This is a genomic window from Streptomyces sp. NRRL F-525, assembly GCF_000716605.1.
Classification (GTDB): domain Bacteria; phylum Actinomycetota; class Actinomycetes; order Streptomycetales; family Streptomycetaceae; genus Streptomyces.
This window is the reverse complement of sequence record NZ_JNXE01000002.1, coordinates 286071-305556: the sequence shown is the minus strand read 5'-3', so window position 1 is coordinate 305556 and position 19486 is coordinate 286071. Positions and strand designations below refer to the sequence as shown.

At 70.7% G+C, this 19486-nt stretch carries 19 protein-coding genes; 13 read left to right on the top strand and 6 right to left on the bottom strand.

Translation table 11 applies throughout. The features are described from left to right. Window positions 1-16 precede the first annotated feature (16 nt). The gene (locus tag OO69_RS04500) at window positions 17-484 is read left to right on the top strand and encodes a DUF4231 domain-containing protein (protein WP_051800763.1); all 468 of its coding nucleotides are present in this window, start codon (window positions 17-19) and stop codon (window positions 482-484) included. A gap of 603 nt (window positions 485-1087) precedes the next feature. On the opposite strand, the gene OO69_RS04495 is transcribed toward OO69_RS04500, so the two are convergent. After that, a complete protein-coding gene (locus OO69_RS04495; protein WP_199810876.1) occupies window positions 1088-1816 on the bottom strand; it encodes a FadR/GntR family transcriptional regulator in 729 nt (242 codons plus the stop codon). Window positions 1817-1979: 163 nt separating this feature from the next. Here OO69_RS04495 and OO69_RS04490 point away from each other — a divergent pair, with 163 nt between their 5' ends. From OO69_RS04490 to OO69_RS04455, 8 genes are read left to right on the top strand one after another with little or no spacing between them, the layout of a single operon-like run. Continuing rightward, window positions 1980-3065, top strand: a complete 1086-nt coding sequence (locus tag OO69_RS04490; RefSeq protein ID WP_033279062.1) for a sugar ABC transporter substrate-binding protein — start codon at window positions 1980-1982, stop codon at window positions 3063-3065. After that, window positions 3062-4567, top strand: a complete 1506-nt coding sequence (locus OO69_RS04485) for a sugar ABC transporter ATP-binding protein (RefSeq protein WP_033279061.1) — start codon at window positions 3062-3064, stop codon at window positions 4565-4567. Before OO69_RS04490 ends, OO69_RS04485 begins: the two co-directional genes overlap by 4 nt. Beyond that, window positions 4560-5588 carry an ABC transporter permease gene (locus OO69_RS04480; RefSeq protein ID WP_033279060.1) on the top strand — a complete coding sequence of 343 codons (1029 nt, stop codon included), beginning with the start codon at window positions 4560-4562 and terminating at the stop codon, window positions 5586-5588. The genes OO69_RS04485 and OO69_RS04480 overlap by 8 nt, the downstream gene beginning before the upstream one ends. 57 nt (window positions 5589-5645) lie before the next feature. Continuing rightward, entirely contained in the window at window positions 5646-6986 is a 1341-nt protein-coding gene (locus OO69_RS04475; protein WP_033279059.1) for an L-fuconate dehydratase, read from the top strand. Then, complete coding sequence (locus tag OO69_RS04470) at window positions 6983-7738, top strand: SDR family NAD(P)-dependent oxidoreductase (RefSeq protein WP_033279058.1); 756 nt, start codon at window positions 6983-6985, stop codon at window positions 7736-7738. Before OO69_RS04475 ends, OO69_RS04470 begins: the two co-directional genes overlap by 4 nt. Next, window positions 7735-8724 carry an aldo/keto reductase gene (locus OO69_RS04465; protein ID WP_033279057.1) on the top strand — a complete coding sequence of 330 codons (990 nt, stop codon included), beginning with the start codon at window positions 7735-7737 and terminating at the stop codon, window positions 8722-8724. The genes OO69_RS04470 and OO69_RS04465 overlap by 4 nt, the downstream gene beginning before the upstream one ends. Continuing rightward, window positions 8721-9035: an L-rhamnose mutarotase gene (locus OO69_RS04460; protein WP_033279056.1), complete on the top strand. Its 315-nt coding sequence runs from the start codon at window positions 8721-8723 to the stop codon at window positions 9033-9035. Before OO69_RS04465 ends, OO69_RS04460 begins: the two co-directional genes overlap by 4 nt. Further along, window positions 9032-9871: an amidohydrolase family protein gene (locus OO69_RS04455; RefSeq protein WP_033279055.1), complete on the top strand. Its 840-nt coding sequence runs from the start codon at window positions 9032-9034 to the stop codon at window positions 9869-9871. Before OO69_RS04460 ends, OO69_RS04455 begins: the two co-directional genes overlap by 4 nt. Here the strand turns inward: OO69_RS04455 and OO69_RS04450 are convergent. Further along, window positions 9859-11280 carry a lipase maturation factor family protein gene (locus OO69_RS04450; RefSeq protein WP_033279054.1) on the bottom strand — a complete coding sequence of 474 codons (1422 nt, stop codon included), beginning with the start codon at window positions 11278-11280 and terminating at the stop codon, window positions 9859-9861. The genes OO69_RS04455 and OO69_RS04450 overlap by 13 nt on opposite strands. Before the next feature lie 135 nt (window positions 11281-11415). On the opposite strand from OO69_RS04450, the gene OO69_RS04445 reads away from it, so the two are divergent. From OO69_RS04445 to OO69_RS04435, 3 genes are all read left to right on the top strand, one after another. Continuing rightward, on the top strand, window positions 11416-12759 hold the full coding sequence (locus tag OO69_RS04445) for a DUF6777 domain-containing protein (RefSeq protein ID WP_033279053.1): 1344 nt from the start codon (window positions 11416-11418) through the stop codon (window positions 12757-12759). A 69-nt stretch (window positions 12760-12828) separates the two neighbouring features. Next, on the top strand, window positions 12829-14904 hold the full coding sequence (locus tag OO69_RS04440) for a SpoIIE family protein phosphatase (RefSeq protein WP_033279052.1): 2076 nt from the start codon (window positions 12829-12831) through the stop codon (window positions 14902-14904). Window positions 14905-14940: 36 nt separating this feature from the next. Next, window positions 14941-15804, top strand: coding sequence for an Fpg/Nei family DNA glycosylase (locus OO69_RS04435; RefSeq protein ID WP_033279051.1), 864 nt, complete (start codon window positions 14941-14943; stop codon window positions 15802-15804). Here the strand turns inward: OO69_RS04435 and OO69_RS04430 are convergent, their stop codons facing one another. Then, window positions 15805-16530, bottom strand: a complete 726-nt coding sequence (locus tag OO69_RS04430; RefSeq protein ID WP_033279050.1) for an SDR family oxidoreductase — start codon at window positions 16528-16530, stop codon at window positions 15805-15807. A gap of 115 nt (window positions 16531-16645) precedes the next feature. Between OO69_RS04430 and OO69_RS04425 the strand changes: the two genes are divergently transcribed. After that, entirely contained in the window at window positions 16646-17467 is an 822-nt protein-coding gene (locus OO69_RS04425; protein ID WP_033279049.1) for a helix-turn-helix transcriptional regulator, read from the top strand. Here OO69_RS04425 and OO69_RS04420 read toward each other — a convergent pair. The 3 genes from OO69_RS04420 to OO69_RS04410 all read right to left on the bottom strand — a co-directional run bounded on the left by OO69_RS04420 (window position 17454) and on the right by OO69_RS04410 (window position 19466). Further along, on the bottom strand, window positions 17454-18104 hold the full coding sequence (locus OO69_RS04420) for a zf-HC2 domain-containing protein (protein ID WP_033279048.1): 651 nt from the start codon (window positions 18102-18104) through the stop codon (window positions 17454-17456). The two genes, OO69_RS04425 and OO69_RS04420, sit on opposite strands and share 14 nt — an antisense overlap. Window positions 18105-18243: 139 nt before the next feature. Next, on the bottom strand, window positions 18244-18765 hold the full coding sequence (locus OO69_RS04415; protein WP_033279047.1) for a hypothetical protein: 522 nt from the start codon (window positions 18763-18765) through the stop codon (window positions 18244-18246). A gap of 155 nt (window positions 18766-18920) precedes the next feature. Continuing rightward, on the bottom strand, window positions 18921-19466 hold the full coding sequence (locus OO69_RS04410; RefSeq protein ID WP_033279046.1) for a sigma-70 family RNA polymerase sigma factor: 546 nt from the start codon (window positions 19464-19466) through the stop codon (window positions 18921-18923). Window positions 19467-19486 lie beyond the last annotated feature (20 nt).

Below are 19486 nucleotides of genomic sequence, written 5' to 3'. Positions count from 1 at the left end.
CCCCGATGATGGGGCGATGAGACGAAGAACGGCCGCCGGTCAGGCGTGGGCATCGCAGCCGGATCCGCTCCTGGCCCTCGCCCGCCAGGAGTTGGAGTTCTACGCGCGATCGTGCGACCGGGCCAGACGGACGCACTACACGACGGAACTCGGCGCTCTCGCCGCCACGTCCGCGACGGTCGTGGCGGCGGGACTGCAGGCGCCCGCCTGGCTCACCGCCCTGATCGCGGGCAGCGCCGTCTTCTTCACCGGCATGCGCCAACTCTTCAGCCCCGGCTCCCGCTGGGTCCTGGCCGCACAGGCACGGGAGGGTCTGCGCCGGGCGATCGACCGCTACCTGCTGCTCCCGCAGGCCGAGCGAGACGCGGACGCGCGGGCCGCCCTGCACCGGGCGATCGACGAGGTCGGCACGAGCGAGCTGCGCGGATGGGCGGAGGTCCAAGGCCAGCGGGGCGAACCGCCGCTGCCAGCTGCGGGCGCGTGAATGCCGCGACGGGGCGGGCATCTTGCGCAGCTCTCGCCGCGTGCGCCTGAGCCCCGGGACGGCGTGGGTGCCCTTTGACCTCGGCCGAGGGCGCGGGCGCGGTGGGTGGGGGTGGTGTCCTGCGCTGTGTGCCACACGCGCCCCGGGACCGCGCGGGTGTGTTTCGTCGTCCGGTGCGGGTGCGGGTGCGGGTGCGGGTGCGGGTGCGTGAGAGGTGAGTGGGGCGGGTGTCCTGGGTTGCTCGCCGTGGGCACCTGAATGCCGGGACCGCGTGGGTGTGTTTCGTTGTCCGCCGGGGGCGCCTGAGCGCCGGTTCAGGGGAGGCGCCCACCGTTGTTCGCCGCAGGGGCCTGCATGCCGGAACCGAGTGCATGCCTTTGCTGTCTGCTGCGGGTGTCAGAGTGCCGGGTCATGCGAAGTGTCTTGCGTTGTCCGCGGCAGGGCCCTGATTACCGGAACCGCACGCATGCCTTCTGCCGTTCGCCGCAGGCGTCTGCATCCCGGAGCCACGCGCATGTCCTCTGCTGTTGGCCGCGGGCGCCTGAGGACCAGGATGGCGCGAGTGCCCTCCGCTGCCCGCGCCCGGCGTCTTAACCCCCGCTGTCACGACCCGAGTTGCGCCCGCAGCCACTCCTCAACCTCACCCACGTGCGACGCCGCCGCCGCGCGGGCCGCCTCCGGGTCGCGGGCCACCAACGCCCGGTGGATCGCGGCGTGTTCGCGGCGGGTGCGGGCGAAGGCGCCCTCCTCCTGGTAGCCGCGCCAGACGCGGGCGCGGAACGTGCGGGACGACAGGCCCTCCAGGATCGCGGCCATGGTGTCGTTGCCGGCGGCGGCGGCGATCTCGCGGTGGAAGGCGAGGTCGTGGGCGAGGATCTCCTCGGGATCGTCGGTGGCGTTCATCGCCGTGAGGTGTTTCTCGACCTCGGCCAGCTGGTCCGGGGTGATGCGGGCCGCGGCCAAAGCTGTCGCCGTCGACTCCAGGATGCGGCGGACTTCGAGGAGTTCCACCAGGCCCGGGCCCCGCGAGAGGTCGGCGACGACACCGAAGGTCTCCAGCAGGTCGCCGGCCTCCAGTTGCGTGACGTAGATGCCCGAACCGTGCCGCGCCTCCAGCACGCCCAGCACCGTGAGCGCGCGGATCGCCTCACGCATCGAGCTGCGGGAGATGCCCAGTTGGGCCGCGAGGTCGCGCTCGGTGGGCAGTCGCTGGCCCGGTTCGAGGCGGCCCTCGCCGATCAGGGCCTTGATCGAGTCGATGGCGCGCTGCGTCACCGTGCCTTTCGGCGCGGCGGCCCCCGGGTCCGTCTCACTCGGCAGGGTCTCGTCCACGCCACTCCTCCTGTCGCCGGTCCGCGCAGTCTAGCCACGGATGTGGTCGGACCACTACGGCCCGAAAGCGCGAAAATTTGGCTCCTGAGGGTGTTGTATCCCCGAAGTGGTCTGATAAATATTCCGGCAACTGCTCGAACCCGCTCGATGAGGAGCCCGACAGATGGCCGGCAGCACAGTGCGGAACGGACGGCAAGGCAGACGACTGACCGCGTGGGCGGTGCGTGCGACGGCTGCGGCCGCGTGCGGCACCCTCGCGCTCACGGCATGCGGCAGCACCAAGGACACCGGCGCGTCCAGCTCCGGCGGGGGCGGCACGGGCAAGGTCGGGGTGATCCTGCCCCTGCTGACCTCGCCGTTCTGGCAGTCGTACAACGACTACGTGCCGAAGATGGCGAAGTCCGAAGGTGTCCAGGCACTGAAGACGGTCAACTCCAACAGCGACCCCTCGCAGCAGATCACCGACATCAACAACGAGCTGAACCAGGGCGTCAAGGGCCTGGTCGTCGCCCCGCTGGACAGCGCCGCCATCGAAGCCGGCCTCGACCAGGCCGAGCGCAAGGGCGTACCGGTCGTCGCCGTCGACGTGGCGCCCGACAAGGGCAAGGTCGCGATGGTCGTGCGCGCCGACAACGTCGCGTACGGCGAGAAGGCCTGCGACTACCTCGGCGCCCACATCACCAGCGGCAAGGTCGTCCAGATCATGGGCGATCTCGCCTCGGTCAACGGCCGTGACCGGTCTGAGGCGTTCAGGGCCTGCGTGAAGAAGAAGTATCCGAAGCTCAAGGTTCTGGAGATCCCCGCCAAGTGGGAGTCCGACACCGCGGCCTCCAAGCTCGACACGCTGCTCAACGCCAACCCGGACATCAAGGGCATCTACATGCAGGCGGGCGGCGTCTACCTCGCGCCCACCCTCCAAACCCTCAAGTCCAAGGGCCTGTTGAAGAAGGCGGGTCAGGCCGGGCACATCACGATCGTCTCGAACGACGGCATCCCGCAGGAGTTCGACGCGATCCGCAAGGGCGAGATCGACGCCACGGTCTCCCAACCGGCCGACGCCTACGCCAAGTACGGCATGTACTACATCAAGGCCGCGATGGCGGGGAAGACCTTCAAGCCCGGCCCCACCGACCACGACTCCACGATCGTCAAGCTGCCCAGCGGCATCCTCGAGGACCAGCTCCCCGCGCCCCTGGTCACCAAGGACAACGTCGACGACGCCAAGCTCTGGGGCAACACGGTCAAATGAGCAGCCCACTGACCACTCCGCTGGTGGAGGCGACGGGAATCGTCAAGCGGTACGGCCCGACCGTCGCCCTCGCCGACGGCCGACTCACCGTGCTGCCGGGCGAGTCCCACGCCCTCGTCGGCCGCAACGGCGCCGGCAAGTCCACCCTCGTCACCGTCCTCACCGGACTCCAGGCCCCCGACGAGGGCACCGTCCGCTTCGACGGCGAGCCCGCGCCCCCGCTCACCGACCGCGACGCCTGGCGCAGCAAAGTCGCGTGCGTCTACCAAAAGCCCACCGTCGTCCCCGAGTTGACGGTCGCCGAGAACCTCTTCATCAACCGGCAGCCGCAGTCCCGGGGCGGCATCATCAGCTGGCGCAGGCTCCGCACCGAGGCCGCCGAACTCCTCGACACCTGGGACGTGCACGTCGACCCCGAGGCGCGCACCGCCGACCTCAAGGTCGAGGACCGCCAAATGGTGGAGATCGCGCGGGCGTTGAGCTTCGGCGCCCGGTTCATCGTCCTGGACGAGCCGACCGCGCAGCTCGACAACCGGGAGATCGAGCGGCTCTTCACCCGCATGCGGGCGCTCCAGGAGTCCGGCGTCACCTTCCTGTTCATCTCGCACCACCTCCAGGAGGTGTACGAGGTGTGCCAGACCGTCACCGTGCTGCGCGACGCCCGCTGGATCACCACCGCACCGGTCGCCGACCTCCCGCGCCGGGCCCTGGTGGAGGCCATGGCGGGGGAGTCGATCGCCGAACTGGAGGTCCAGCTCAGGGAGTTGGACACCGAGGCACCCGTCCTCCTCGACGCACGCGGGCTCACCTCCGAGTCGTACGAGAACGTCGACCTCACCGTCCGCAAGGGCGAGGTCGTCGGACTCGCCGGGTCCAGCGGCAGCGGCAAGATCGAGCTGGCCGAGTCCTTCACCGGGCTGTACACGCCGACCGGCGGCACCGCCCAACTCGACGGCGAGAAGCTGCCGTTCGGGGATGTGCAGGCTTCGCTGAAGGCCGGGGTGGGCTGCGTTCCCCGCGACCGGCACGGACAAGGGCTGGTCTTCGGGATGTCCATCGGGGACAACGCGACCATGACGGTGCTGGACCGGCTCGGCCGTTTCGGGTTCGTCGGCACCGAGCGCAAGCGCGCGTTCGCCACCGAGCTGATCGACCGGCTCGACATCCACACCGAGGGCCCCGAACAGCCCGTCTCCGACCTGTCCGGCGGCAATGCGCAGAAGGTCGTCATGGCCCGCGCGCTCGCCTCCGACCCTCGGCTGCTGGTCCTCATCAACCCCACCGCGGGCGTCGACGTGAAGTCCAAGGAGTCCCTGCTCGCCCGCATGGACAGCGCCCGCGACGACGGCACCGCCGTGCTCGTCGTCTCCGACGAACTCGACGACCTGCGGCGCTGCGACCGCGTGCTCGTCCTCTTCCACGGCCGTGTCGTCGCCGAGCACCCGGCGGGCTGGCGCGACCACGAGCTGATCGCCTCCATCGAAGGAGTGGACCATGGCTGACACCAAGGCGGCCCCGGCGCTCGCCGCCCCCCGCGCCGCCGGGGCGCGCTCGGCCCGGACGGTCCTGCTCCGCCGGGCCCGTGAACTCGCCCTCGTACCAGCCCTGTTGGTGCTGCTGGTGCTCGGCGCGATCGTCAACGACTCGTTCCTCACCGAACGGAACCTGATCTCCATCCTGGGCGCCTCCGCCGCCCTCGCGATGGTGGTCCTAGCCGAGTCGCTGATCCTCATCACCGGCAAGATCGACCTGTCGCTGGAGTCGGTGGTCGGCATCGCGCCCGCCATCGGCGCCCTGCTGGTCCTGCCGACCGCCGAGTCCGGTTGGGGCACCGAGTGGTCGGCCCCGCTCGCCCTCGTCGCGATCCTCGTGGTCGGCGGGATCATCGGCGCGTTCAACGGCATCCTCGTGGTGAAGCTCAAGCTCAACGCCTTCATCGTGACCCTCGCCATGCTGATCGTGCTGCGCGGGCTGCTGGTGGGCGCCACCAAGGGCAAGACGTTGTTCGGCATGCCCGACTCCTTCTTCACCCTGGCCACCTCCACCTTCCTGAACGTCCCGATGTCGGTGTGGCTGGCCGCGGTCTGCTTCGCGGTCGCCGGGTTCGTGCTCAAGTACCACCGCGTCGGCCGCGCGTTGTACGCGATCGGCGGAAACCAGGAAGCGGCCCGCGCGGCCGGCATCCGCGTCGACCGGATGCTCCTCGGGGTCTCCGTCATCGCGGGCGTCCTAGCCTCGGTGGGCGGCATCATGCAGACCGGCTACGTGGGCGCGATCAGTGCCAACCAGGGCAACAACATGATCTTCACCGTGATGGCGGCGGCGGTCATCGGCGGTATCAGCCTCGACGGCGGCAAGGGCACCATGTTCGGCGCTCTAACGGGCGTACTCCTGCTGGGAGTTGTCCAGAACCTCCTCACCCTCGCCCAGGTCCCGTCCTTCTGGATCCAGGCCATCTACGGCGGGATCATCCTGGTCGCCCTGATGATCGCCCGCGTGACGACGGGCCGAGCCCAGGACTAGGACCCCCTCCGGCACCCGCACGGCACCGGATCCCTGTACCCGACCGAAAGGCCTTCCGTGTCCCCGACCCCCGCCCGCGTGATCGCGGTCGACACCTACGACATCCGCTTCCCCACCTCGCGCGAGCTCGACGGCTCCGACGCGATGAACCCGGACCCCGACTACTCGGCCGCGTACGTCGTGCTGCGCACCGACGCGGCCGACGGGCACGAGGGGCACGGGTTCTCCTTCACCATCGGGCGGGGCAACGATGTCCAGGTCGCCGCGATCGACGCGCTGCGGCACCATGTGATCGGCCGGTCTGTGGACCAACTCTGCGCCGATCCGGGGTCGTTGAACCGCGAGCTGATCGGCGACAGCCAACTCCGGTGGCTGGGGCCCGAGAAGGGCGTGATGCACATGGCGATCGGCGCCGTGATCAACGCGGCCTGGGACCTCACCGCCAAGCGCGCCGGCAAACCGCTGTGGCAGCTCCTCGCCGACGCCGACCCCGAATGGCTCGTCAGCCAGATCGACTTCAGGTACATCACGGACGCGCTCACCCCGGACGAGGCGCTGGACATCCTGCGCCGCGGCAAGGCGGGCGCGGAAGGCCGTAGGGCCATCCTCTTGGAGCGTGGCTTCCCCGCCTACACCACCTCCGCCGGGTGGCTCGGCTACGACGACGAGAAGCTCACGCGGCTCGCCGCGCAGGCCGTGGCCGACGGCTTCCGGCAGATCAAGTTGAAGGTCGGCGCGGACCTCGACGACGACATCCGCCGTTGCAGGGTGGCCCGTTCGGTCGTCGGCCCCGACATTCGGATGGCGATCGACGCCAACCAGCGCTGGGACGTGGCCGAGGCGATCCGCTGGACCAAGGCACTCGCCGAGTTCGACCCGTACTGGATCGAGGAACCCACCAGCCCCGACGACGTGTTGGGCCACGCCACGATCCGCGCGGCCGTCGCCCCGGTCAAGGTCGCCACCGGCGAACACGTGCAGAACCGCATCGTCTTCAAGCAGTTGCTCCAGGCCGGTGCCCTCGACATCCTCCAGATAGACGCGGCGCGCGTCGGCGGCGTCAACGAGAACCTCGCGATCCTGCTGCTGGCCGCCAAGTTCGGCGTCCCCGTCTGCCCGCACGCGGGCGGCGTCGGACTGTGCGAACTCGTCCAGCATCTCTCGATGTTCGACTACCTCGCCGTCGCCGGGACGACCGACGACCGCGTCATCGAGTACGTCGATCATCTGCACGACCACTTCCTCGATCCGGTGGTGATCAGGGAGGGTCACTACATGGCACCCACCGCACCCGGGTTCTCGGCCACCATGCGGCCCGAGTCCATCGCGCGCTACACCTTCCCCGGCGGCACCTTCTGGGCCGCCGACCTCGACCGCCAGAAGGGACACGCGGCATGACCGACTTCGAGGGCCTCAAGGCCCTGGTGACCGGCGGCGCCTCCGGTATCGGCCGGGCCACCGCCGAACTCCTCGCCGAACGCGGTGCGTTGGTGGCCGTGCTCGACCTCGACCCCTCTTCCGTCGAGAAGCCGTTGTTCGGCTACCGCGCCGACGTCACCGACGACACGTCCATACGGCAGGCTGTGGCCTCCGCCGTCGCCGACCTCGGCGGGCTCGACGTGGTGGTCAACAACGCGGGCATCGGCGCCCAGGGCACCGTCGAGGACAACGACGACGAGGAATGGCACCGCGTCTTCGACGTGAACGTCCTCGGCATGGTCCGCGTCGCCCGCGCCGCCCTCCCGCATCTGCGCGAGTCCTCCCACGCGGCGATCGTCAACACCTGCTCCATCGCGGCCACGGCGGGGCTGCCCCAACGCGCCCTGTACAGCGCCACGAAGGGCGCCGTGTACTCCCTCACCCTCGCCATGGCCGCCGACCACCTCCGCGAGGGCGTCCGCGTGAACTGCGTCAACCCCGGTACGGCGGACACCCCTTGGGTCGGCCGGCTCCTTGACTCGGCTCCCGACCCGGCCGCCGAACGCGCCGCCCTGGCCGCCCGCCAGCCCTCCGGCCGCCTCGTCTCGGCGGCCGAAGTCGCGGGCGCCGTCGCCTACTTGGCGAGCCCGCTGTCCGGCGCCACGACCGGTACGTCGCTCGCCGTGGACGGCGGCATGCAGGGACTGCGGCTGCGGCCGGTGGGCCAGTGAGCGCCCTCGGGGAGAGCGGGGTCGAGGTCGGTGGGCTCGGCCTCGGTACCGCCCCGCTCGGCAACCTGTTCACCGAGGTCGACGACGTGCAGGCGCAGCGGGCCGTCAACACGGCCTGGGAGCAAGGGATCCGCTACTTCGACACCGCGCCCCACTACGGCATCGGCCTCTCCGAGCGCCGTCTCGGGGCCGCGCTGCGCGACCGCCCGCGTGCGGAGTACGCGATCTCCACGAAGGTCGGCCGACGCCTGGAACCCGTGGAGACGGTGACCGGTGACGACCTCGCCAACGGCTTCGCCGTGCCCGCCACGCTGCGCCGCGTCTGGGACTTCAGCGCCGACGGGATACGCCGCACCCTGGACGCCAGCCTCGAACGGCTCGGCCTCGACCGTGTCGACATCGTCTACCTCCACGACCCCGACGACCACGCCGAACAGGCCTTCCGCGAGGGCTATCCGGCCCTGGAGAAGCTCCGCGCGGAGGGCGTCGTCGGCGCGATCGGCGCGGGCATGAACCAGGCCGAGATGCTGACCCGGTTCGTCCAGGACACGGACGTGGATGTCGTGTTGTGCGCCGGGCGCTACACCTTGCTCGACCAGAGCGCCCTCGCCGAACTGCTCCCGGCGGCCGTCGCACGCGGCAAGTCGGTGGTCATCGGCGGGGCCTTCAACTCCGGCCTGCTGGCGGACCCGAAGCCGGACGCGACGTACAACTACGCCCAGGCACCGGGGGAGTTGCTGGAACGCGCCCTGCGTATGAAGGCCGTGGCCGAGCGCCACGGCATCACGCTGCGCGCGGCCGCCCTGGCCTTCTGCGCGGCTCACCCGGCCGTGGCGAGCGTCCTCGTCGGGGCCAGGTCGGAGGCCGAAGTGCGGGACTGTGCCGAGCAGTTCGCCGTCGACGTGCCCGCAGGGTTCTGGCAGGAGCTGCGGGAAACGGGGCTGCTGTCCGCCGACGCCCCGATCCCCGCCGAGGAGCCGTCATGAGAGTGGCCCTGCACACCAAGGTCCGCCCCGACCGCATCGCCGAGTACGAGAGCGCCCACCACGACGTCCCCAAGGAACTCACCGCGGCGATCCGCGCCGCCGGTGCCACCTCCTGGACGATCTGGCGCAGCGGAACCGACCTCTTCCACGTCCTGGAATGCGACGACTACGCCCGCCTGCTCGCGGAGTTGGACCAGCTCCCGGTGAACGTGGCCTGGCAGGCGCGCATGGCCCAGCTCCTCACGGTGGTGCACGACTACTCCGGCCAGGGCGCCGACGCTGGCCTGCCCGTCGTATGGGAGCTGCCATGACGATCGACGCCCACCACCACGTCTGGGATCTCTCGGTCCGCGACCAGGACTGGATCACCGGTCCCGAACTCCAGCCCCTGCGCCGGGACTTCACCGTCGCCGACCTCGAACCCGAGGCCCGCGCGGCCGGCGTCGACCGGACCGTCCTCGTCCAGACGATCACCGTCGCCGAGGAGACCCCGGAGTTCCTCGCCCTCGCCGACGCGCACGACCTGATCGCCGGAGTCGTCGGCTGGACCGACCTCACCCGCCCGGACATCACCGACGAACTGGCCCGCCTGCGCGAACTCCCCGGCGGCCGCTACCTCAAGGGCATCCGCCACCAGGTACAGGGCGAGCCCGACCCGAACTGGCTGCTGCGCCCGGACGTCCGCCGGGGCCTCACCGCCGTGGCCGACGCGGGACTCGTCTACGACCTGCTCGTCCTGCCCCACCAGTTCCCGGCCGCCGTGGAGGTGGCCGCCGCCCTGCCCCAACTCGCCTTCGTCCTTGACCACTTGGGCAAGCCGCCCATCGCCTCGGGACAACAGGAACCCTGGGCGACCTCCCTCCGCTCCCTCGCCGCGCTCCCCAACACGTACTGCAAACTGTCCGGCCTGGTCACGGAGGCCGACTGGAAGACCTGGAGCGCGGAGGACCTCCACCCCTACGCGGACACCGCACTCGACGCCTTCGGGCCGGGTCGGCTGATGTTCGGCTCGGACTGGCCGGTGTGCACGCTGGCGGCGACGTACGGCCAAGTCGCCGATGCGACCGGTGAGTTGACCGACGACCTGAGTGCCTCCGAACGCGCCGAGGTCTTCGAGGGCACAGCCACCCGCGTCTACGGCCTCTGAGCGTCCGCCGCCAGCCGCGTCGGCGGCAGATACTCCCGCACGAACGTCCGCTCCCAGCACGCGCCCGTCTCCCTCAACTCCCGCCAACTCGTGTAGCGGTAGCGGAAGAGACGGGCCCGGACGTAGCGCGGGGGTGCGTCGGGCGGGAACGGGGAGCGGCGCAGCAGTCGTAGCGTGTCCCGGTCGTTCTCCAGGAGGCGTTCCACCAGGGCGCCGAACCACGGGTCGGCGTAGCCGGGGGAGAGGGCCGCGAACCACATCATCCAGTCCAGCCGCAGATGGTACGGCGCGAACTGGCGTGGCCAGCGCCGTGGATCACCCGGCTTGCCCCTGAACTCGTACTCCCGCCAGCCGGAGTCCTCGCGGGGTACCGCGTCCGTCGTGCCCTCGACCACCACCTCGTAGCGGATGCGGCTGACAGTGCCGAACGCGCCGTAGGAATTGACCAGATGGAGCGGGTCGAAGGAGCGGTTCATGATCTGGCGGCGGGAGGTCATGTTGCGGACCGGGCCGTGGCTGAGCCAGAGAAGCAGGGCCGCGACCGTGAGGACCACGACCTCGTACCAGACGGGCGGGTCGGGTACGGGCGGCGGTGTGTGGGGGAGGTGGACCGCGGATACGGCCAGCACGATGGTGATCCAGTTCAGCCAGGAGAAATTGCCGGACAGGACCAGCCACAGCTGGGTGGCGATCATCAGGGACGCGGCGGCCGTCGCGATCGGCTGAGGGGTGAACAGGAGGACGGGGACGAGGAGTTGGGTGACGTGGTTGGCGGCCACCTCGATGCGGTGGAGGGGGCGGGGGAGATGGTGGAAGAACCAGCTCAGCGGACCCGGCATCGGTTGTGTCTCGTGGTGGAAGTCCAGGCAGGTCAGTTTTCGCCAGCACGCGTCGCCCCGGAGCTTGATCAGGCCCGCGCCGAACTCCACCCGGAACAGGATCCATCGCAGCAGGAACAGCACCACGACCGGTGGGGCCACCTTGTCGTTGCCGAGGAAGACGGCCAGGAATCCGACCTCCAGCAGCAGTGACTCCCAGCCGAACGCGTACCAGGTCTGGCCGACGTTGACGATCGACAGGTAGAGGACCCAGGGCAGCAGCCACAGCAACATCCCGCCCCAGAGCGGCAGTTGGGATTCGAGTCCGGCGGCGAGGGCTGCCGAGACCGCGCAGCCCGCCCACGCGCAGGTCGCGAAGAAGCGGTCCGTGTAGTGGAGTTGGAAGATGCTCGGGGCCTGGCGGAACGGCATCCGGGCGAGGAAGCGGGGGACCGGCAGCATGCCGCGTTCGCCGATCAGCGCGCGGAACTGGCGGGCCGCCGTGAGGAACGCGATGAGGTAGAGGCCGGCCAACGCCCGCTGGAAGACCAGTCGGCTCAGCCAGTAGTCGGGTGCGGTGAACCATCCCATGGCCGTGTGCTCCTCCCTCCGTCGTCGCGCCCGAGCAGACCTTCACTCTCCGTGTTCCATGCCTCCGGTTGCGTAACCCAAGTGAGTGAAGCAGACAATAGTGGCGAATCACCCGGCTTGAGGCGGGAGAACCTGGTGCGCACATCCACCGGAACCATCGCCACGGCCTGCGCGCTCTCTGCGACGCTCCTCGTCGCCGGGTGCGGCGGCGACGGTGGCAAGGACACGAAGTCGAGCGGCGAGGTCTTCCTGCAGCCCGTCGCGGCACAGGGCCCCGACCCCTTCACGGACTCCACGGCCACCGCGCCGAGCGCTCCACCACGGGTCACCCGAACGCCGCAGTCCACACCTCGGCGGTCGACGCCTCCGCCGGTGACACCCACGGGGACCGTGTCCACGCCGTCCGGCCCTATGCGTACCGTCTCCGGTGCCACGCCCGGACTGTACGGCGGCACCGCGCGGACCGGCAGTTGTGACGTGGAGCGGCAGATCTCCTACCTCACCCGCGACCAGGCCAAGGCCGGTGCCTTCGCGCAGGCCGAGGGGATCTCCCCGGGCGCGATCCCCGGCTATCTGCGTGGGCTGACCTCGGTCGTGCTGCGCGCCGACACCCAGGTCACCAACCACGGGTTCCGGGACGCTCAGGTGACCGGGTTCCAGTCGGTGCTCCAGGCCGGTACCGCCGTCCTCGTCGATGACCGGGGCGTGCCCCGGGTCCGCTGCGCCTGCGGCAACCCGCTCAAGGCGGGTGCGGCGGGCCAGGGTGCGACGGGTGACAACGGCCGGCCCTGGTCCGGGTTCCGGCCCGCCGAGGTGGTCGTGGTGACCCCGGCGCCCCAGGTGATCACCAACATCACGATCATCAACATCGTCGACAACACGTGGATCGAACGGCCCCTCGGTCATCGCGGGCCGCATCACGACCACGTCGTGCCCCGGCCGCCGCACGTGCCGCCGACACCGACGCCGTCGCACACCGGGCCGTCTCCGCGACCGCACGACAGCGGGTCCGGCGTCCCGCCCGGCACCAGTATGAGCCCCTCACAGAGCCCGAGCGGCAGCGACAGTGCCTCCCAGAGCCCGAGCGGCGGTACGAGCCCGTCGCCGAGCGGCGAGAGCGTGTCGCCCAGCGGTAGTCCCACCCCGGAGGGCCCGGCCACCGACTGTGTCACCCCGACCGTCACGGTGACCCCGGGCGTGCCCGGCGCCGCGGGGGCGTCCCCCGGCCCCGCGGACTGCCCCGCCGCCACCGTCACGGCCAGCCCGCCCGGCACCACGCTCACTCCGTCGCAGCGCGGAGCCACCCCGAGTGCCGGGACGGTCGTACCGGAGCCGTCCCAGGACCAGGGATCCCCGGACGAGATCGGTCCGCCGAGCGTGCCGGAGACCCCTGATCTGCCCGACGGCGGCGGAATGATCCCGGACGACACCACCACCGGCAGCATCTTCGACAGCCCGACGAACGTGTTCGACGGTTGACCGCTCGGGGTGTGGCCGTAGCGCTCGGACAAGTCGAATAATCGGGCAAATCCTGGCAAGGTGGGCCGCATGGTTGATCGGGGAGCGAGCGCCCTGTCACTCCCGGACGACTGGCCCGCCCACCCGGACCCGATCCTGGCGCTCAACCGCATGGGCAGCTTCGACTGGGACCTGGACAACGGCCTGTTCCACATGGACGCCCAGGCCCACGAGGTCTTCGACCTGCGCCCCGACGAATACGACGGCCGCCCCGAGTCGCTGGCGATCCGGGTACCGCCGCCGGAGGGCTACCGGCTCGACGGACTCGTCTCGCAGGCCATGAAGGACGGCAGCGAGAACTACGGCGCCTACTTCCGGATGCGGCTGCGCGACGGCAGCCTGCGCTGGACGCACACCCAGGGCTACATCCGGCGCGACGAGACGGGCCGTCCGCGCCGGATCATCGGGATCATCCGGGACGCCACACAGGAGCTCGCCGAGAGCGCGGCCCGCCGTGAGCAGGCCGCCCAGGACGCGGCGCTGCGCCGGCAGACCAACGTCGTGCAGCTCACCACCGCCGCCCTCGCGCACGCCCGAACCGTCCAGGACGTCATCGACGTCCTCAAGGACACCCACGGTCTCGTCCACCTCGGCGCGACCAGCCTGGTCATGGGCCTGGTCGAGGCCGGCCGTATCCGGCTGGTCGCGGAGGGTCCCGAGGGCAGCTTCGTGCCCGGCACGGAGGTCACCCGGATCGACGAGCCGTACCCGATGGGGGAGGTCGTACGGACCCTCGCGCCGGCGTTCATCGAGTCGCCGGAGGAGTTCGCCGAGCGGTATCCGCTGCTGTGGCAGAACATCACCGAGCTGAACATCACCGCTGCCGCGTATCTGCCGCTGATCGCGCAGGCGCGGCCGATCGGGGCGATGGGTCTGCTCTACAACGACCGGCGCGGTTTCTCTGCGGACGAGCGCAACGTGCTCGTGGCGCTGGGCAGCAGCATCGCGCAGAGCCTCCAGCGCGCCATGTTCTACGAGCAGGAGAAGGACCTCGCGCAGGGTCTTCAGCAGGCGATGCTGCCGCGCGCGATCCCGAGTGTCCCGGGTGCCGACATCGCCGTGCGCTACCGGTCCGCGAAGCTCGGGCGGGACATCGGCGGTGACTGGTACGACCTGATCCCACTGCCGGGCGGGCGGGTCGGCGCGGTCATCGGCGACGTCCAGGGGCACGACACGCACGCGGCCGCCGTCATGGGGCAGCTGCGGATCGTCCTCAAGGCGTACGCCGCCGAGGGGCACACACCGGCCACGGTGATGGCCCGCGCGTCAGTGTTCCTCCACGAACTCGACACCGAGCGTTTCGCCACCTGCCTCTATGCCGAGGTCGATCTGTCGACCGGAGTGGTGCAGGTGGTCCGGGCCGGTCATATCGACCCGCTGGTGCGGCAGTTGGACGGGACGTCCCGCCGGATGACCGTCGTGGGCGGGCTGCCGCTCGGGCTCTCCGCCGAGTTCGGGCGGCTCGAATATCCCGTCTCCACCATCGAACTCGACCCGGGCGAGACCCTGTTGCTGTGCACCGACGGCCTCGTCGAACAGCCCGGGGCCGACCTCGACGACGGCATGCGGACCCTCGCCGCGCTCATCGCCTCCGGCCCCGACGACGTGCGCGACCTCGCCGATCTGCTCATCGACGTGGCCGAGGAGCGGGGAGGCGAGGACGACGTGGCGCTGCTTCTGCTGCGCCGGCGCGGGCTCGACGCCCCGCAGTCCGGCGGGCGGCTCCAGCAGCATGTGGCGCCCGGTGACTCCGAGGCCCTCACAGAGGCACGGCACATGATCCGGGCGGCCGTTCGTGCGTGGGGCGCGGGCGAGCGGTCCGACGAGGTGGAGCTGGTCGCCGACGAGCTGATCACCAACGCGCTCATGCACACCGAGGGCTCCGCGATCGTCACCCTCAGGGTCCTCAACGGCACGGAACGGCGACTCCGAGTGGAGGTCGAGGACTCCTCCAGCGCCCTCCCGCGCCGCCGCGAGGCGGGTGACGACGGGGTCTCCGGGCGCGGACTGCTCCTCGTCGACCTGCTCACGGACGTGTGGGGCGTGGAGGCGCGCGGCAGCGGCAAGTGCGTGTGGTGCGAGTTCCTGGTCCCGGACCGGACCTGAGCTGACCTCCCGGGCCTCCGATGGCACCCTGGACGTATGCCGGAACTCCCCGAGGTCGAAGCGCTGAAGGACTTCCTGACCGAACACCTCGTCGGCCACGAGATCGTACGGGTGCTGCCCGTCGCCATCAGCGTCCTGAAGACGTACGACCCTCCGCTCACCGCGCTGGAGGGACACGAGGCGGTGGCCGTGCACCGGCACGGCAAGTTCCTGGACGTCGAGACGGACGGCGGCCCGCACTTCGTGACCCACCTGGCCCGCGCGGGCTGGCTGCACTGGAAGGACCGCCTCCCGGACGGCCCGCCCCGCCCCGGCAAGGGCCCCCTCGCGCTCCGCGTGGCCCTGGAGACGGGCGAGGGCTTCGACCTCACGGAGGCGGGCACGCAGAAGCGTCTCGCGGTGTACGTCGTCGCCGACCCGCAGGAGGTCCCGGGCGTCGCCCGCCTCGGCCCCGACCCGCTCGCCGACGCCTTCGACGAGCCCGCCTTCGCCGCCCTCCTGAAGGACGAACGCCGCCAGCTCAAGGGCGCCCTGCGCGACCAGACCCTCATCGCCGGGGTGGGCAACGCCTACAGCGACGAGATCCTGCACGCGGCGAAGATGTCCCCCTTCAAACTGGCGTCGTCCCTGACCCCGGCCGAGACGCACACGCTCTACACGGCCCTGCGTACCACCCTCACGGAAGCCATCGAACGCTCCCGAGGCGTGGCGGCAGGCCGTCTGAAGGCGGAGAAGAAGAGCGGCCTGCGCGTCCACGGCCGCACCGGCGAACCCTGCCCGGTCTGCGGCGACACCATCCGCGAGGTCTCCTTCAGCGACTCCTCCCTCCAGTACTGCCCGACCTGCCAGACGGGCGGCAAGCCACTGGCGGACCGGCGGATGTCGAAACTGCTCAAGTAGCTACCAGGGCACGGCGGTTCCGTCCCACGACAGGAACCGCCCCGTGAACCCGTTGTCCGGCAGCAGCGCCAGGTCGACGGCCCCGCGCGCCGCCTCCGCCGGATCCCCGTCGCTCGCCGCCGCCCGTTCGTTGAGGTCCGTCGCCCGCAGGCCGGGGGCCAGCGCGTTCACCTTGAAGCCCTCTGCCGCCAGGGACTGGGCGTAGAAGAGGGTCAGGGCGTTGAGGGCCGACTTCGACGAGCGGTACGCGGCGCCCGCTCCGGCGTGGGCGGCGAACTCGCGGTCCGGGTCGGCGCTCCAGGTCAGGGAGCCGGTGCCGCTGGAGATGTTCACGATGCGGGGGTGGGCGGAGCGCCGCAGGGCCGGGAGGAAGGCGTTGGTGACGGCCAGGACGCCGAAGACGTTCGTCTCGTAGGTGCGGCGGAAGTCGTTGAGGTCCGCCTCGGGTGCCGGGCTGCCGCCGGCCATGATGCCCGCGTTGTTGACCAGGACGTCGAGGGTGTCCACCTGGTGTGCCGCTTTCGCGATGCTGTCGGGATCCGTGACGTCGAGGGTCAACAGCTGTGCGCCGCCGCCCAGTTCGGCTACGGCCCGCTCGCCCCGGCCGGCGTCGCGCGAGCCGACGTGGACCGTGAATCCCTCGGCGACCAGCAGGCGGGCAATTTCCTTGCCGATGCCCTTGTTGGCACCAGTGACGAGTGCTGTGGAATCGTTGGAAACGTTCATGGGGACGACGATTCCGCAGCCGGAGCCGGCGAACCAGGGACAGCCGATCCCTGGCAGCCGGCGAGCGGGCAGAGGCAGCGGGAGAGCGGCCGGAAGGCCGTCGGACGGAGGCACCGTGACCGGGAAACAGGAGCTGGCCCGATTTCTGCGCGGGCGACGGGAGTCGCTGGTCCCCGCCGATGTGGGGCTGGCCGGTGAACCGTCCCGGCGGACCCTCGGGCTGCGGCGGGAAGAGGTCGCCGAACTGGCTCACATGTCCGTCGACTACTACGCCCGACTGGAGCAGGGCCGTGGGCCGCGCCCGTCGCCCCGCATCCTGGACGCCCTCGGCGGAGTGTTCCGGCTGACCCCGGCCGAGCGGACCCATCTGTTCCGGCTGGCGGGGACACCGGTGACGCCGCTCGCCGCGCCGGTGCGGACCGTCCGCCCGCATGTGGCGGACCTGCTGTGCCGTATCCCGGACACGGCGGCCGTCGTCACCGACGCGACGTACGACGTCATCGCCTGGAACCCGCTGGCGGGAGCCGTGTTCGGGGGTGATTTCGACGCGCGGCCGAACCTGGCGCGTCGGCGCTTCCTGGGGCGGCCCCCGGAGAGTTCCAGCGCCGAGGAGTTCGGCCACATCGTGGTGTCCCGGCTGCGGCGTGCCGCCGACCGCTATCCCTACGACCCGGGACTCGCCCGCCTGTTGACCGAACTGCGCGGCGGCAGCGAGGAGTTCAGGCAGATCTGGGAGACGGATCCGGTGCACGCCCCCGGCCATCGCACCAAGACCCTCACCCACCCGCAGGCGGGTCCGCTGCGGGTGAACTGCGACGTGCTCACCGTCCCGTACGACGACCAGCAGGTCGTGTTCGTCACCGCGGATCCGGGGACGCCGTCCGCACGGGCCCTGCGGCAACTGGCCGCCGCAGGGCGGGACTTCAGTGAGAGGTGAGCCGTACGAGCTGCTGTCCGTCGGCCGTCCGCACGTCGTAGTGGTCGATGTCGGTGGGGTGCATCGCCGCGCCACCCTGCATCGTGATCATCGTCGCGTCGTGCGCGGGGACGTTCCAACTGGTCACGGTCTGCTCGGAACCGTCGCGGCCGACGACCACGAGACGACACGACCGGGGGCCCGCGCCGTCCTTGATCTTCAGGGACACATCACTGCCGTAGTTCTCGTTCGCGGCCGTGACCTGCGCCCACACGCCCGACTTCGCGTCGGTCGCCGTGAGCTGCACGGCACCGTCGCCGTGCGCGGCGAGCGTCGCCACCGCGGGACCGCCCACGGCGAACACCACCGAGGCGGCCACGGCGTACAGAAACCGCCGCCGTCCGGCCCGATGGCGCGTGGCCACCTCGCCGAGCAGCCGGTCCAGCAGCCGCGGACCGGGTTGTGCCATGGGGTGCACAGAGCGCGGCGTCGCACGCCGGTACAGCATCAACTGCCGTGAGGCGGGACCGAATTCGGTCACATGAGCCGCGCAACTGGTGCACTCCATGAGGTGATCCTCGAAGCGGAAGGCGTCCGCCTCGTCCAGCACGCCGAGCGCGTACGCGCCGACGTCGCGATGCCTTTCCAGGGACCTCATGCCGAATCCTCGTGCCGTTAGGTGCGGGTGGGGTTACTCCTTGCTCCCATCGGTACGCACCAGACAGTCGAATCACTCAAGGCACACAGAATCCCAAGCAACTGATTCGGAGCGGCCGAGCCCGCGGATTGGTCCCATTTCAAAAAAGATGGATGGCGAGATGGCCGAGCGGCAGACCCAGCTGCCAGGCGGGCGTCCAGACCTTGGGTCCGTCGTCCTCACCGGTCACCGGACCGCCTCCCGGCCCCGGCACCGCGTCCAGATCCGGCGCGAGCAGCTCGGTCTCCTCCAGCCAGCGCCAGGCGGCCTCCGCGAGCGCCAAGTCCGGTGCGTCGGCGCCGGATTCGGCGGCCTCGGCCGTCAACCTGGACATACGTGTCGCGACCCAGTCCTGCCACGGCTGGTCGTACGCCGTGAGCGAAAGCCAGGTCTCCAACTGGGTCACCACTCGGATACCGGACAACTCGCCGTCCGTGTCGGAGAGGAAGATGGTCAGCGCCAGCGCGTCCCGACCCGCGCGGAACTCGAAGGACGTCGGCGGCATCAGGTCGCCGGTCCGCAGCAACTCGTCGGCGATGTACTCGGCGTACAACCACGCCATGGGGACGGTGAGTTCACCGCCACCGGTGCCGTCCGTGCTCTCTTGACCTCTGTGCAGCATCCCTTCCTGCCTTCCTCCGGTGCGTGCGCGTCGCCCGGCCCCGGGCTCCGTCAGGAACCCCGAGCCCCCCAGTCCGGAACACGGATGGGAACAGCCGATTACTCAACCGGCTTCTGAGCAAGGCGCTTTACAGAGGTTTGACCAAGGGATTGGTTTCACCGCAGGTCGGCCGCATAGCCCGGAAGCACCCGGCGCAGGGCGCGCAGCGCGTAGTACGCGCGGGACTTCACGGTACCGGGCGGAATCCCCAGTGCCGCCGCGGCCTCCGCAACACTCGCCCCGTGGAAATACACCAGCACCAGGACTTCACGGTGCTCCGGAGTGAGTGTCTTCACAGCCTCCCGCACATCGAGCGTCGCCGCCGACCGTTCCGCGTGATCGGCACAGACACGTGCGTTCTCCAGCACCGCGTCCCCGACCTCCGGCGGCCGCGCCTGCCGAGCCCGGCGCGCGTCGATGGCCAGCCGTCGACCCACCGTCAGCAGCCAGGGCCGTACGGACTCGAAGGCGTCGGCCCGCAGCGCCTCGGGGTGCTGCCAGGCCCGTACGAGGGTCTCCTGGACGAGGTCCTCGGCGCGCTGGCGGTCGCCGTCGCAGAGCCGGAGCAGCAGCGCGAAGAGCGGCCTGCCGTGCTCGCGCTGCAGTGCGGCGAGCTCGTGCTCGGCGGTCGTTCCGTCTCTGAGCGTGGGTCCGGCCGTCATGGCCGTATGGCATCGCAGGG

Excerpts from the sequence above, each read along its gene's own strand:
- OO69_RS04500 (WP_051800763.1), top strand. The coding sequence starts at position 17 with ATGAGACGAAGAACGGCCGCCGGTCAGGCGTGGGCATCGCAGCCGGAT.
- OO69_RS04490 (WP_033279062.1), top strand. The coding sequence starts at position 1,980 with ATGGCCGGCAGCACAGTGCGGAACGGACGGCAAGGCAGACGACTGACC.
- OO69_RS04485 (WP_033279061.1), top strand. The coding sequence starts at position 3,062 with ATGAGCAGCCCACTGACCACTCCGCTGGTGGAGGCGACGGGAATCGTC.
- OO69_RS04480 (WP_033279060.1), top strand. The coding sequence starts at position 4,560 with ATGGCTGACACCAAGGCGGCCCCGGCGCTCGCCGCCCCCCGCGCCGCC.
- OO69_RS04470 (WP_033279058.1), top strand. The coding sequence starts at position 6,983 with ATGACCGACTTCGAGGGCCTCAAGGCCCTGGTGACCGGCGGCGCCTCC.
- OO69_RS04460 (WP_033279056.1), top strand. The coding sequence starts at position 8,721 with ATGAGAGTGGCCCTGCACACCAAGGTCCGCCCCGACCGCATCGCCGAG.
- OO69_RS04455 (WP_033279055.1), top strand. The coding sequence starts at position 9,032 with ATGACGATCGACGCCCACCACCACGTCTGGGATCTCTCGGTCCGCGAC.
- OO69_RS04450 (WP_033279054.1), bottom strand. The coding sequence starts at position 11,280 with ATGGGATGGTTCACCGCACCCGACTACTGGCTGAGCCGACTGGTCTTC.
- OO69_RS04440 (WP_033279052.1), top strand. The coding sequence starts at position 12,829 with ATGGTTGATCGGGGAGCGAGCGCCCTGTCACTCCCGGACGACTGGCCC.
- OO69_RS04435 (WP_033279051.1), top strand. The coding sequence starts at position 14,941 with ATGCCGGAACTCCCCGAGGTCGAAGCGCTGAAGGACTTCCTGACCGAA.
- OO69_RS04430 (WP_033279050.1), bottom strand. The coding sequence starts at position 16,530 with ATGAACGTTTCCAACGATTCCACAGCACTCGTCACTGGTGCCAACAAG.
- OO69_RS04420 (WP_033279048.1), bottom strand. The coding sequence starts at position 18,104 with ATGAGGTCCCTGGAAAGGCATCGCGACGTCGGCGCGTACGCGCTCGGC.
- OO69_RS04415 (WP_033279047.1), bottom strand. The coding sequence starts at position 18,765 with ATGCTGCACAGAGGTCAAGAGAGCACGGACGGCACCGGTGGCGGTGAA.
- OO69_RS04410 (WP_033279046.1), bottom strand. The coding sequence starts at position 19,466 with ATGACGGCCGGACCCACGCTCAGAGACGGAACGACCGCCGAGCACGAG.